Consider the following 14412-nt stretch of genomic DNA (forward strand, 5'->3'; position numbering starts at 1 on the left):
AATGAGTATACAACTACATTAGTTATGTATCCTTAAATGTTTTTTTATTGGTTATAAAATCGAGGAACGATGATATGATTTGTTACTGCAGTTGTTATTTGCTTGTTACTTATTATTCGAAGTATTGTTATAACAAATATATTTTATTTATCACAAGAAACAAGCATTTATAGCTTTTTTTTAGTAGAAAAGGGTGTGAGTTAAAAAATGTATACTTATATAAACCATGGAATATTTTCTAAATAGAATCAAAAAAATTGAGGCTTTACAATAAAAAAAGGAGCTATCTCAAAATTGAGATAACCCCTTCGATTTTCAACTTATCATCTAATTAATAATTCTTGTTCTGCACCATATTAGAGTTTGCATCTAATTCTGATACTGGTATAGCAAAAGCATAGTTATAGCTACCATATTCTGGGCCACCATGAGTTTGTCTTATGGCATCTACCAATGGAATATCATTTCCTGTTCTTGCTAAATCATTAAATCTGAAACCTTCAAAACATAGTTCTTTTCTTCTCTCCAACAACACATTTGCTTTAGTAGCTTCAGTGTAAAGCTCTGCATTTCTGTTAGTAGGAATTTGATTTAAAACACTTAGCGCAGAAGCATCGCCTAATTCAACTAAGCTTTCTGCATAAAGTAATACTACTTCTTCATACCTGATTATAGAAATATTATCTGAGTAATCTGATGAAGGTATATTTACCCATATTTCTTAGATAGCTACCATCATTAGCCATCATATCTTCAGAACCTCTCACATCACCATCATCAAAAACACCTTGTAAGTTGTCTAACACCACAATATCTCCGTAAGAAGAACCTCTGTAAATGTTTTTTAAACCATTGATACTCTCATTATCTGTGCTACTGAAAGCTAATTCGAAAATTGAGTTATCAGCATTATCAATCGTCCATGAATCTACATAAGCATCAGCAGATACAATTGAATATAAACCAGAGTTTATAACAGTTTCAGCAGAAGTTTTTACTGTGCTCCAATCACCAAAGTATGCAGCAACTCTCGCTTTTAAAGCATAAGCAGCATATGTAGTAAAGCTTTGTGCATCAGCGCTGTTCAAGATTCATTCATTAAAGAAACAGCCATATCGAGGTCTGAAATGATGTTTGTATAAACCTCAGTAACTGTGTTTCTCGCAGGTGAAAGATTTTCACCTTTGTAAGTAGTTACATAAGGGATACCAGTTGTACCTAAAGAACCTCCAACGTATACATTTTGCTGACCATATAATTTTAATAAGTCAAAGTGAGCTAATGCTCTACCAATGTATGCGACACCAATTAAGTGATTGATTTCATCAACATCTCCTTCAAGAGAAGCTGCATCTAGTGCGATTACGATGTTAGCAGAAGCGATAACTTCGTACATTTTGCTCCAAGTATTTAAAGCGTATGAATCAGACTCACCCACCGTCATAGCAGCAGCAGTTACAAATCTACCTGAGTTACCATTTGAGTAGCAGTTGTCAGATCTTACTTCATTAAAAATGATATAGTCACGACCATAGTAAGAACTACTTGTAACCTGTTGTACATTCCATTTACCAAACCTTCTACGTCTTCTTGATTTGATATACTGGTTTCAACGTCTTTTGCTGTGGCAAGTGTAGGCTCTAAATCATCTTCAGAACAAGATGTAAAGACTATTGCCAGAGATATAAATAAGTACCAAATATTTTTCATGCTGTTATTAGAAGTTTAAGTTTATACCGAAGATGATTGACTTTACTGGAGGAGTTGTGAGTCTGGTAAAACCATCTGCACGAACTTCAGGATCATACTTTAATCTGTCATCTTTAACCCAAGTAAAAAGGTTAGTTCCTCTCGCAAATACTGAAGCTTGATCGATTTTAACAGGTCTTAGTAAAGAAGCAGGTAATTTGTATCCGATTACGATATCTTTTACCCTTAAATAATCACCATCGTATAGGAATCTACTAGAAGTTCTAGAATCATCATTAGTACCATATACTACTCTAGGTACGTCTGTAACGTCACCTTCTTCTTGCCATCTGTCCATTATATTAGTTACACCATTGTAATATAATGTAGTGTAGTAACCAGAGTGATGCGTGTAGAATGACCAGTCTTCGTATACTTTATGTCCACCAGCAAATACAAGTTCACATCAAGGTATACTCCTTTATAATCTACATGTGTATTGAAACCACCAGTAATTTTTGGGATAGCACTTCCACCTACGTATACTTGTTCAGCAGAATAGTAATCGTCGGTAATTTCATCACTTTCGTCGTTTACGTACCACTGTGCATTACCATTTTCAGGATTTACACCAGCCCATTTTCTCATGTACCAAGCATAAACTGGTTTACCAACTTCTACTTTTCTAGAACCAGAAGTAATAGTAATATCATCACCAGTAGCAGTTTGAGCTAACTCAGTAACTTCGTTATTTACTGTCGCAATGTTTGCAGATACACTTAAATTGAATGCCTGAGATCTTACGATATCAAAACCTAATAATGCCTCAATTCCTTTATTCACCATTGTACCCACGTTTTGAGTAATCAAATCGTGACCAGAAGTTCTTGAAAGTGGCACATCTTGTAATAGGTCATAAGTTTCTTTGTTGTAATAGCCAAATGAACCATTAATTCTACTATTAAAGAAACCGAAGTCTATACCTATATCTAATGTTTTGTTTTTCTCCCAAGTAAGGTATGTATTACCAAACTGAGCAGGATAAACAGCACCAGCATCGTTATAGTTTGCATCGTACTGTAATAAAGCTTGATATTTATTTATTCCGATATTAGAGTTACCAGAAAGACCATAAGATGCTCTCAGTTTTAAGTTGTTAAGTACATTTAATTCTGACATAAATAACTCTTCTGTAATATTCCATGCTGCACCAACTGACCAGAAACTACCAAATCTTAAACCTTCAGCAAACTTTGAAGAACCCTCGCGACGATAAGTGAAATCTGCTACATATTTACCCATGTAGTTGTAGTTCAACATACCTAAGTAAGATGTGTTTGCCCAATCCTCAAAATCAGAGCTTGCATCGTAGTTAGCACTCGTACTTGATACATATGTTAGACCTTCAGCAGGGAAGTTTTCACCATATGCATACACAGAGTTGTATTTATTTTTCTGATACTCAACAAGAGCTAAAACACCGAAGTTATAATTGTTAATGCTTAAAGAATAATCTAAAGAGTTTTGAGCAACATAGTTAAAGTTTCTTTGCGTGTACTCATAAGCATCTGCTCCGGCACCATGAATTTTATCTTCAAATCTGTGTAGGTTCGTAATGTTGAAATCTGTATTGAAAAGTGATTTAAACTTAAGATTATCAATAATTTCCCACTCTAAAGAAGAATTATTTATTAAACGAGTTAGATTACTTTTAAAAAAGTTTTTTTCTTGAGTATATACAGTATTGAAAACTGAAGTATTTAAATCTGTATTGATGCTTCCATCTTCGTTGTATGGATGCTCCCAAGGACTCATAAAATATTTAGTAAGGTGTGGGTTTTCAAAATAAGCACCTTGCTCTAAAAATCCGTTTTGAATAGTGTTAGCAATGGTTGTGTTAGAAGAGAACTTGATTCTTTTAGTTAAATCTCTACCATAGTTCAACTTAGCAGTAACTCTTTGGAAATCTGAACCTATAACTGTTGCCTCAGTTTTATTATAACCTAATGAAGCGTAAAAGTTAGAAACATCATCTCCGCCAGAAGCAGAAATATTATAGTTTTGAACAACTGCATCTTTATTAGTTACAGCGTCAGACCAACCACCATCTACACCATCCCAACTTTGTAATCTACCTCCATCTAGGTCGTTATCTACCATAAAATCGTAAGCCTCATTTTTAGAAAAGCCATTCGCTTCACCATAAGTATTGTAGATTGCTTCTAAAAGTAATTCTTCGCGTTGTTCTCCATTTAATGGAGTTAAACCTTTGGTAGCATTGTTTTGGAAACTATATGTTGCACTAAAATTGAATTTGGCTTGGCCAGAGCTACCTTTTTTAGTAGTTATTACTATTACACCGTTTGAGCCTCTAGCCCCATATGCTGCTGTTGCAGAAGCATCTTTTAATACAGTAATACTTTCAATATCATTACTGTTAATTGAAGAAAGCGCACTTAGAGAACTAGTTGTGGTACTACCAGAAAAATCATCATTAATCATTGGTACACCATCAATTACAAAAAGAGGTTGGTTACCGGCTGTAATAGTACCTACTCCCCTAATTCTAATATCTTGTGTTGAACCTGGCGTACCAGAAGAAGCAGAGATATTTAGACCAGGAACTTTACCCTGTAGCGTTTGATCTATAGATGTTACTGGGATATCTTTTAAATTATTACCCGTTATCTGCACAGTTGAACCAGTTACTTCATTTTTTCTTTTACTGGTATAACCCATTACCATTATCTCTTCTAGCTGCTCTATACTTTCTGCTAAAGAAACATCTATATTAGTTTTTGAACCAATCTCAACCTCCTGAGTTTCAAAACCAATATAAGTAAATATTAATGTGTTATTCCCTTGTGGTATAGAGACCTTATATCTCCCATTAATATCTGTAATTGTTCCAATTGCTGAACCCTTTAAAATAACATTTACACCAGGAAGTGGTGAATTGTCAGTAGCTGAAATAATTGTTCCGGAGATAGTCCGGTCTTGTGTAAAGCCTACAGAAAGGCTCAGAACCACTAAAATGGTTAAGAAATATGGCGAATATTTCATCCTTATATAATTTGATTGTTTTGTGGTTTTAAAAACTCAGTTAGTAATTGCCATTTCACTAGGGTGTAAAACAGCTTGAAACATTTGTAATAAGTCTCAGTCAATTACTTATTATTAGTGCAAAGGACACTAACTATCAGACAATAAGTATTTGCAATACTTAATAGTACTGATGTAATTTCTTTATCTAGGAGTGGTAATAATTAACCCAAGTTGCGGTTTACAAAGATTTATGAATAGTGAAGGCAAAAATGAAGAGCACGATCTTAAGGATGAACCCTTGGGCAGTGACGGCATGGATTTTCAAAGGGAACCATGCCAAGATCTCAGAGAAAGTGGTCTCGATCCTTTTTCGCATCATGTCCTTCAAGTATGCCATGGCCGGATGGTCTGGCCTTTTGGAATTTGACTTTCGGACCGCGAGTAGGTGGATGTGCTCAAGTTCTTTGTAATAATCTTCTGTCTCATAGTCTGTATAGGCACTATCGGCGAACAGCTCACTGTCAGGGGGCAAATCGATATCCATACTCTTGAACGCGGTTATGTCATGGTAAGAGCCCGCACAGATGAAGTATTCGACCGGGATGCCGTCCGAAGTGGCGATGACCTGGACCTTAAAGCCATAGAAGTACTCCCTTTTGGACATGTTCTTCCCTCTATAGGCCTTGTCGCCGAGCAGTCTGCAGTTGTTTATCCGGATGTTTTTGCAAACGGCGACCGGGAAAGAATCGATGAGGTACCGGCTATCGGTGTTCAGTTCTTTTATGGCCTGGCCGAGGGCAAAAAACAAGCTTGAGATTGTTGGCGCGAGCCGATGCAGATGGCGGTTGAAATTGGATTTGTCGGGAAAATCAAACTGGTGGCCCTCTCTTAGATAAGCCCGTGCCCTTACATAGTTGCAACCGAAAAACCTGGCGGCCACAATGGCAGTGGTGATGATCTGGGCATCTGTCAGCTTGCGCATATGTCCCTCTTTTGGGCGCCCGATTTTTAGATAATCGTCAAGAAAACAGTAAATTGCGATGGTGAAGTCTTCCATTGTAAATTAGGTTTGGCGACTAAAATTTACAATTAATTGGTTGACTTCACTTTATTTTCATTATATATCGCAACTTGAATTAATTAATAAGAAATAGTGATAGTTATTAAAGTAAATGCCAAGATTTACTCACATTCTATCTAATAGTATTTTGTTTCAGCTAAGAATTTCTTCTTTCAGAGATTTAATTAATTCACTAGAATAATGAAGGTTTAGACTAGTGTACCTTAAAAGGGTGTGTGCTTTATTAATAGTAAGTGTGTTTGCGTGAGTAGAATTAGTCATTTTAATATTAGTTGTTAGTGAATATGTAGTTTAATATCACTAAGATATTTTAGCTACTTTTAATTAGCAAAACATATGAACCTATATTCAAGTGTATTAGTATTTATTAATATAACCTAACTTTATAACCAAATAATACAATTTTTTTTTAATGGCATAAAAAAAAGGATTGCTTATTAAAAGCAATCCTTTTTTAAAATAGACTATGTCCCGTCCTGAATAAGCGTTACACAAAAAGTAACACTATGAAGAAAGACAATGAACCCCAGTATGTTAAGCGCACACAACGCGATTACAGTTATGCTTTTAAATTGCAGGTTGTTCAAGAAATAGAGAGCGGCTTTTTGGGAATAAAAGCGGCTCAACGAAAATATGGTATTCAAGGAAATGCTACGGTAAAAACTTGGCTGCTAAAATTTGGTAACTTAGATTGGGAGAATAAATCACATTTGAAAATGGAAAAATCCCCAGATCAAAAGCTTTTGGAGCTAGAAGACAAAGTCCGTTTACTAGAACAACAAAAAGCATCTCTAGAGAAGCGACTTGAAGATTCAGACAAGAAAGTGATCCTGTTTGATATGATGATAGATATTGCTGAAGCTGAGCTGAAAATACCCATCAGAAAAAAGTCTTTACCTCAACAGTTGATCGATTCAAGGTTGAACAAAAAGGGAGTGTGATACGGGCTTGTGAACTGTTGGGGATCAGTAGGCAGGTTTACTACCGCTCTATCAAAAGGAGGAGGTTAAAACAAGAAATAGCCACACAAGTAATTGCTATGGTACAAGAGGTACGCTTGAAAATGCCACGAATTGGCACACGAAAGTTATATCATTTGCTCTATGAACAGCTCAGAGAGTTAGGTGTTGGTCGAGATAGGTTATTCTCCATTATGAAAGCTAACCATTTACAAATAGTCCCGATGAAGCAATACCATGTCACCACAGACTCTCACCATCGATTTAGAAAGCATAAAAACCTTATCGAAAATTTTTATATCGATAAGCCTGAGCAAGTCTGGGTATCCGACATTACTTACATTGGCACAAGGGAAAACCCGATGTATTTATCATTAGTAACTGATGCCTACTCTAAGCAGATTATGGGATATAATGTATCAAATAGCCTAGATGCATCAGGAGCTGTAGAAGCTCTTCAAATGGCAATTACCAACCGACAATATCCTAAAAGGGAGTTGATTCATCATTCAGACAAAGGGCGCCTGCAAGGAGTACAGTACTGTTGTGATACCTATCAGCAGCTACTTCATAGTACTGAAATTGCTTGCAGCATGACAGAAAGTTATGATCCATATCAAAATGCAATAGCCGAAAGAGTAAATGGCCCCCATGGAATGGCATTTTAAAACACGAATTTATCTTAGGAATTACTACGTCAGATATAGAGCTAATGGACAAACTTATAGAACAGAGTATTTATATTTACAAACATGATCGGCCACATTGGAGCTGTTGGATGAACACTCCAGTTTTTATGCATCAACAAAACAAAGTCAAGATTAAGAACTATAGAAAGAAAAATAGCACCGAGTCTATTCCCGATGCTACTTAATTTTATCTTAAAATCTGTATCGATTTTTTAGGACTAGTCAATAATAGAAATTTATTCTCTACCAGTTCCACCGCTTTCTAATACGTCTTTAATGTCTTTTCTAGCATTATTTTCATAAGCTACAATCCAAGCGTCTTTTACGCCCATTTCTCTTAAATATTTCTTAAAAGTATCTGCTTCCCAATAATCTCTAAAGAAACCAATTGTATACTTTTTAATACCGTCTTCGTCTTCAGTCCAAAAATTACCTTTTTCTTGGAATTGAGATAAATCTTTGTTTCTAAATGCACCGATTTGCACCTTATAAACTATACCTTGTGTGTAGTCGTCTCCACCTTCAGTTACGTTTTTACCGCAATCACTTTGGATGTCTGCCAATTTCTTTTGCAAATCAACAACTTCTTGCTCTTTAGAAGAAACTAAAGACTGTTGATCTTTAATTTGATTTTCAAGACTTGTAATGTTTTTCTTTAATGCTGAATTCTCTGCTGTAAGGGTGTTTACATCCTCATACATTGCTTTAAATTTTAGAGGATCCATATCTTTCATCTTACTTTTCCACTTCTTAGCCTCTTTTTTAGCTTGTTTTTTTTCTTTTTTACTCTTCTTCTGTGCATACGCACTTTCCATTAAACCTCCACCTAAAACAAATAATGATAGTAAGGTGATAATAAATAAATTTTTCATACAAGACTTTTTTATATGCATAAACTAATTTCTAAAAAATATATTCTTCCTGAATATTGTATTACTGTAAGATTAAATGAGATAAAAAATATAATAGTATATCAAAAAAGTGATAATTAACAACGGCTAACAAAAAATATAGCAATTAGTTTGATTAAATGGTAACAGAGGATATTTAACTTAGCTCAAAAAATTCTTATTTGTTTAATCATTATACTTCAAAAAGTAACCCAAATATAAAAAATTTAAGTTTCAATGATTTTATTTTCCGACAAAAACGCCCATAAAAGTCGGTGTAACTAGTATTTTACAGGATTTATCCGTTTATGCTTCCTGCATATTCTTCTAATCTTAACTGCATTTTAGCAATACGCTCCTCTACACTCTCAGAGCTTATTTTCTCTCTTAACCTATCTACAACTATTGGAAATGAAAAAGGAGTAAATCTTGGAGGCTTTTTAATTACAATTTTCTGATGCTTTATTTTGTCCAAAACTTTAATTAATCTGCCTTTTTCTAACTGTAAATCGACCACCTCATTAAAAGCTTGTTTGATTAAGAGATTATCAGAATCATATTCAGAAAACACATTAAACAACAACTCTGAAGAAGCTTGTAAGTGTCTACTTGCTTTATTTTTTCCGGGATAGCCTTGAAAAATTAGACCTGAAATAACAGCAATTTCTCTAAATCTTCTTTTTGCCATTTCTGCTTCATTAATACTTTGCTCAATATCGAAAAGCAAATTTTCTGTACTAAACAAATCTAGCTCTAGGGCATGCTCAAGAGGTATTTCAGTATCTGCCAAAAGCTCAAAGCCATAATCATTCATGGCAAATGAAAAAGTGATGGGTGTAATCTGACTAATTCTATATGAGATTAAAGCAGCCATAATCTCATGTACCATTCTTCCTTCGAATGGATAAACAAATAGATGATAGCCTTCTTTACTCTGTACGCTTTCTATTAAAAACTCATTTTTCTTAGGAATAACTGACCAGCTTTCTTGTAAATCTAACAGAGGATATATTTTCTTAAGTTCTACATCATCGCTAATAATATGATTATCAAGCTTATCTCTAATTAATTGGGAGAGCTCCGAAGAAAGCGGCAACCTCGCCCCCATCCATCGAGGGACTTGAGCAGTTTTTCGCTTACTTCGTTTAACGAAAGCGGTCATCTTATCTATCTTCACAAACTCTAGTGCTTTGCCCGAAAACCAGAAAACATCTCCGGGCTTTAATCTTGCAATAAAATATTCTTCCACTGTGCCCACATATCCACCAGATGAATATTTAATTTTTACAACTGGCTCCCCTACTATTGTGCCCATAGACATTCGATGTCGCATTGCTGTTTTTCGAGATAGTACTTTGAAAACATCATTTTCTATCTGCACTTTATTAAACTCTTCATAAGCACCTAAACTCTCACCACCAGAAGTAATAAATTGCAAGCACCACTCCCACTCTTCTTTACTTATACCTTTATAGGCAAAAGTTTTTCGTACTTCTTTAAAAATTTCATCTGGAAGAAAGCCATCCGAAACTGCAAGCGTCACCAAGTATTGAATAAGTACATCCAATGGTTTGTAAATAGGATTTCTAGATTCCATATGGCTAATATCATCCAATTCAGAAACCTCTCTTACTGCTTGCCTCAAAGCAGCTCCTTCTACCAACTCTAGTGAATGTGTTGGCAAAAAATAAATTTTACTAGTTGCATCTGGTCTATGTCCACTTCTACCAGCTCTTTGCATAAACCTACCTACACCTTTTGGCCCACCTATTTGAATAACAGTATCTACCGGTCTAAAATCTACCCCTAAATCTAGACTGGAAGTGCAAACCACTACTTTGAGTTTATTTTCGTGAATGGCATTTTCTACCCACTCTCTAATTTCTTTATCAAGCGAACCATGGTGCATGGCAGCCAAACCAGCAAATTGTGGTGCTTTCTCCATCAGTTTCTGATACCAGATTTCTGTTTGCGCTCTGGTATTGGTGAAAATTAAAGTAGAACTGCTTTCTTCCAGAATTGGAATAATCTTATCAATTAGGTTGATACCCAGATGACCTGCCCAAGGGAATTTTTCAACTTTATCTGGAAGTATTGAAACTACTTCGATTTTCTTCTTTATTCCAGTTCTAATGATGGTAGCTTCATTTCCGGCAACTACACTTGCTGCTTGCTTTAAATTACCAATAGTAGCTGATATTCCCCAAGTTTTTAAATCTGGTTTAATGGCTCTTAACCTCGATAAACCTAACTCTACTTGCACTCCTCTCTTACTGCCCAACAGTTCGTGCCATTCGTCTACAATTACAGCCTTAAGGTTCTTAAAGAAATCAGGATAATTTTTTTGAGCCAACATTAAATGCAGACTCTCAGGCGTAGTGATTAAACATTCTGGTGCATTCTTTTTTTGTTTCTGTCTTTCTGTAGTAGAAGTATCACCAGTTCGGTAAGCTATTCGCCATGGAATTTCTAATTCATAACAAATTGCTTCCATCGCTTTGTGGATGTCTTTTGTAAGCGCCCTCAGTGGAGTAATCCACAAAACTTGCAATCCATTTTTTCTGTAATCTTTCCAATCTGTTGGATGGTTATTGATATACTCCAATAAACAAGGAATCCAAAGCGCATAGGTTTTACCACTTCCGGTAGGTGCGTTTAACAATCCACTTTCACCATTTAGATATGCCTGCCAACAATCTTTTTGAAATTGGAAAGGTTGCCAATTCCGTTGCTTAAACCATTCTTGAATTAAATTAAGCTTACTGTTAGTTAGTTCGTTTGAAGCCATCTTAGGAATAAATATTTGTTCAGAAACTCTTGATTATTAATACTTTAATGAGAATGAATGTTTGCAAAAAATTTCACTTTCTAAAAATAAATAATATTTATCATTCCCATTCCCTCAAAACTCCAAATAATAATTTGACAACATTACAGCATTTTCTACCAATTAATTTGGGTATTAATTGATGCAAGAATAATATTACTACCTCAAAAAGAGTATTCTATTAGTTTCTCAATACTACTTAATGTAAGCAAGATATACTGACTTAAAATTAGCTGTAGTAAATCAAAATACCTGTGTCAATAACTAAACTTTCAATCATTTTAAATCTACACACAAACTATTTAGAAAGTTTGTACAATCAATTTTTTAATGAAATCAATTACACTATTACTTTTCTTCTTTACTTTTTCATTTACCACCTTCTCACAAATTAAAAACAATAAACTTGGCGCCAAAGGTGGAATAGTTGACGTAGACATGATAGGTGATCGAGGGATTAACTTCGAATTATTTTACGAAAGATCTTTAAAATACAATTTTACCCTTGGTTTTGACCTTGGCGTTGCCAACCAAAGTAATTTTCCAGAGATATTTCAAGCGACTTCTTTAGTAGCAGTAAATGGTTTACCTGTAGCTGTAGATGAAGAAATTATGGCATTAGATGGTAGAGAAGGATTTCTTTATGGATACAGAAAGTATAATGTACAATATGCCCAAGCTTATATAAAATACACTATCCCCATTAAAATTTTCGGCAACCAAATAAGCGCACTTACAGGTTTAATGATGCAGCATTCAGAAGGTACACAATTTAGCTTGAGGCAATTTAAATATCGTACGACAGATTATACTATGATTTCTTATACTCCTAGATATGATATAAGTAGTTATACAAGATCAGGTTGGCTATTAGGTGCAAGTCTAGATAGAGAAATGCAAAAATCTTTTGTGTTTTCTGTTGATGCAAAATATAATCTAGTATGGGATTCTAAAAAACTGCTATCTCATTTTTCAGTCTTGAGAGTTGGCATTGCTAAAAGATTTTAATGTATGCATAAAAAAAGGAAGCCTTAAATAAAAGGCTCCTTTCATCTATCCAATAATAATAACTAATTGTTTATACTTCTTCTTCCACCAAGTTTTCAGAAACTAGCTTAGATTGCACATCATAAGGCACAGGCTCAAAACCTGCAGGAGTTAAAGAAAAACTTGCTCTACCTTGTGTAATAGATTTTAACGAAGTAGAATATCTATCTAATTCTGCCAAAGGCACTTTAGCATTAATTGCTTGATAATGTCCTTTAGAATCTATTCCGGTAATAATTGCTCTTCTGGTTTGCAAATCCGTCATCACATCACCAGTAAGATCATCTGGCACCAATACTTGTATTTCCTGAATTGGCTCCATCAACTTAGGGTCAGCATGCATAAATGCATCTTTAAAAGCTTTATTACCTGCTATTTTAAATGAAATATCATTAGAATCTACACTGTGCATTTTACCATCATGCACCAATACACAAATATCTCTGGCATAAGAATGTGTAAGCGGAGCTTCTTCCATCAGTTCCATCACCCCTTTTAGAATAGAAGGCAAGAATCTGGCATCAATTACTCCACCAACTATACAATTATAAAACACCAATTTACCTCCCCATTCGAGTTCAACTTCTTCTTTACCTCTTATATTGAATCCTTGCGGATCATCCATGCCTTCTACAAAAGGCATAATGGTAAGCGTAACTTCTGCAAACTGCCCTGCACCACCAGATTGTTTTTTATGTCTATAATTAGAAGTCGCTGTTTTTTGAATGGTTTCTCGATAAGAGATTTTAGGTGTAATAAAGTCTACCTCGATGCCATACACATGTTCTAATCTCCATCGTGTAACAGCTAAATGTAGCTCACCTTGACCTGAAAGTATTAGCTGCCTTAATTCTTTTGAGTATTCAATTTCTATAGTTGGGTCTTCTTCGTGAATCTCCTTAATTACCTCAGAAAGTTTGTCTTCGTGTTGTTTACTTTTTGCTTGTATAGCAGTTCTAATTCTTGCTCCCGGAAACTCCATAGCTTTAAATATATGGTGATTCCCTTTGGCATTTAGTGTTTGATTTGTTTGTGTATTTTTAAGTTTAACAGTTGCTCCAATATCTCCAGCTACCAGCTTATTTACTGTATTCTTATTTTTACCATCCATAATGTAAAGCTGGTTAATTCGCTCAACCACCTCGTTTTGCGCATTTTCCAACTCCATGCCTACTTCTAAAGAACCAGAGAGCACTTTAAAAAATGTAATCTTACCTAAATAAGGTTCAACCAAAGTTTTAAACACAAACAGACTTACAGGTTCATTTATATTACATTTAATCTCTTTGCCTTCTATTGTTTTTTCTGGATAAAGCTCAGATGCTGAAGGGGCTACATTATCGATGAACCCCATCATGCGACCACTACCCATATTCATTTTGGCAGAAAGGCAGAAAACAGGAAATACATCGTGGTTTAGCATGCCTATTTTAAGGCCTTGTCTCAGTTCATCTTCATCTAAATTACCTTTTTCAAAATACAATTCCATTAGACTTTCGTCATTCTCAGCGGCTTTCTCTACAAGCTCGTTGTGTAATTCATGAGCCCTTGCTTTTTCACTATCTGGTATTGGTAATTTTTCTGGTTTACCACCTTCAGCAGGGAATTTATACATCACCATTTTTAACAGGTCGATAATGGCATTAAAACCATTACCTGCATTTAAAGGATATTGCATTAAGGTTACTGCATCTCCAAAGCTTTCTTTAGCCATATCTACAGTAGATTGAAAATCTGCTTTTTCATGATCTACTTGATTTACAGCTATAATTGTAGGTTTTTGATAGGCATCTATGTTATTCCAGATAAGTTCGGTTCCCACTTCTACACCATGTGCTGCGTTTAACACAATTACGCAGGTATCTGCCACTCTAAGAGATGAGACAATCTCACCTGAAAAATCGTCTAATCCTGGAGTGTCTATAATGTTGATTTTGTAGTTTCTCCATTCGGTATGTAATGTAGTAGCATATACAGAGTTGCCTCTTTCATGCTCAATTTCGTGATAGTCTGATACTGTATTTTTCTCTTCAACTGTACCGCGGCGATCAATAATTCCGGCTTCAAACAACATGGTTTCAGCTAGTGTTGTTTTGCCGACTTTGGCCCCTCCCAGCAGGGCGATGTTTTTGATGTGTTTTTCATCATATACTTTCATGGCGAGTATTGTTTAAGGTGAGATAAT

At 35.1% G+C, this 14412-nt stretch carries 14 protein-coding genes; 4 read left to right on the top strand and 10 right to left on the bottom strand.

What is annotated here, in order from left to right; genetic code table 11:
- Positions 1-331: 331 nt before the first annotated feature.
- From OQ292_RS01810 to OQ292_RS01840, 7 genes are all read right to left on the bottom strand, one after another.
- A complete protein-coding gene (locus tag OQ292_RS01810) occupies positions 332-718 on the bottom strand; it encodes a RagB/SusD family nutrient uptake outer membrane protein (protein ID WP_348970618.1) in 387 nt (128 codons plus the stop codon).
- A complete protein-coding gene (locus OQ292_RS01815) occupies positions 681-1088 on the bottom strand; it encodes a RagB/SusD family nutrient uptake outer membrane protein (RefSeq protein WP_284684343.1) in 408 nt (135 codons plus the stop codon). The genes OQ292_RS01810 and OQ292_RS01815 overlap by 38 nt, the downstream gene beginning before the upstream one ends.
- Positions 1085-1600: a RagB/SusD family nutrient uptake outer membrane protein gene (locus OQ292_RS01820; RefSeq protein ID WP_348970619.1), complete on the bottom strand. Its 516-nt coding sequence runs from the start codon at positions 1598-1600 to the stop codon at positions 1085-1087. The genes OQ292_RS01815 and OQ292_RS01820 overlap by 4 nt, the downstream gene beginning before the upstream one ends.
- Positions 1501-1710, bottom strand: coding sequence for a hypothetical protein (locus tag OQ292_RS01825; RefSeq protein WP_284684344.1), 210 nt, complete (start codon positions 1708-1710; stop codon positions 1501-1503). The genes OQ292_RS01820 and OQ292_RS01825 overlap by 100 nt, the downstream gene beginning before the upstream one ends.
- Positions 1711-1717: 7 nt before the next feature.
- Positions 1718-2047, bottom strand: coding sequence for a hypothetical protein (locus tag OQ292_RS01830; protein WP_284684345.1), 330 nt, complete (start codon positions 2045-2047; stop codon positions 1718-1720).
- A gap of 8 nt (positions 2048-2055) precedes the next feature.
- Entirely contained in the window at positions 2056-4752 is a 2697-nt protein-coding gene (locus OQ292_RS01835; protein ID WP_284684346.1) for a SusC/RagA family TonB-linked outer membrane protein, read from the bottom strand.
- 220 nt (positions 4753-4972) lie between these two features.
- Entirely contained in the window at positions 4973-5791 is an 819-nt protein-coding gene (locus OQ292_RS01840; RefSeq protein WP_284683176.1) for an IS982 family transposase, read from the bottom strand.
- 530 nt (positions 5792-6321) lie between these two features.
- Here OQ292_RS01840 and OQ292_RS01845 point away from each other — a divergent pair.
- The 3 genes from OQ292_RS01845 to OQ292_RS01855 are packed head-to-tail and all read left to right on the top strand — an operon-like array spanning position 6322 to position 7648.
- Complete coding sequence (locus tag OQ292_RS01845; RefSeq protein WP_284683237.1) at positions 6322-6756, top strand: transposase; 435 nt, start codon at positions 6322-6324, stop codon at positions 6754-6756.
- 17 nt (positions 6757-6773) lie between these two features.
- Positions 6774-7442 carry an IS3 family transposase gene (locus OQ292_RS01850; RefSeq protein ID WP_284683236.1) on the top strand — a complete coding sequence of 223 codons (669 nt, stop codon included), beginning with the start codon at positions 6774-6776 and terminating at the stop codon, positions 7440-7442.
- A gap of 44 nt (positions 7443-7486) precedes the next feature.
- Positions 7487-7648 carry a hypothetical protein gene (locus OQ292_RS01855; protein WP_284683235.1) on the top strand — a complete coding sequence of 54 codons (162 nt, stop codon included), beginning with the start codon at positions 7487-7489 and terminating at the stop codon, positions 7646-7648.
- Positions 7649-7699: 51 nt separating this feature from the next.
- Here OQ292_RS01855 and OQ292_RS01860 read toward each other — a convergent pair whose 3' ends face one another.
- Together OQ292_RS01860 and OQ292_RS01865 are read right to left on the bottom strand one after the other, a co-directional pair.
- Complete coding sequence (locus OQ292_RS01860) at positions 7700-8335, bottom strand: SPOR domain-containing protein (RefSeq protein WP_284684347.1); 636 nt, start codon at positions 8333-8335, stop codon at positions 7700-7702.
- Positions 8336-8651: 316 nt separating this feature from the next.
- Positions 8652-11141, bottom strand: coding sequence for a ligase-associated DNA damage response DEXH box helicase (locus OQ292_RS01865; protein WP_284684348.1), 2490 nt, complete (start codon positions 11139-11141; stop codon positions 8652-8654).
- A 369-nt stretch (positions 11142-11510) separates the two neighbouring features.
- On the opposite strand from OQ292_RS01865, the gene OQ292_RS01870 reads away from it, so the two are divergent.
- Positions 11511-12188, top strand: coding sequence for a hypothetical protein (locus OQ292_RS01870; RefSeq protein ID WP_284684349.1), 678 nt, complete (start codon positions 11511-11513; stop codon positions 12186-12188).
- A 70-nt stretch (positions 12189-12258) separates the two neighbouring features.
- Here OQ292_RS01870 and OQ292_RS01875 read toward each other — a convergent pair whose 3' ends face one another.
- A complete protein-coding gene (locus OQ292_RS01875) occupies positions 12259-14385 on the bottom strand; it encodes an elongation factor G (protein ID WP_284684350.1) in 2127 nt (708 codons plus the stop codon).
- Between the last annotated feature and the right edge of the window lie 27 nt (positions 14386-14412).

Origin of the sequence: Chondrinema litorale, from assembly GCF_026250525.1 — a bacterium.
Classification (GTDB): domain Bacteria; phylum Bacteroidota; class Bacteroidia; order Cytophagales; family Flammeovirgaceae; genus Chondrinema; species Chondrinema litorale.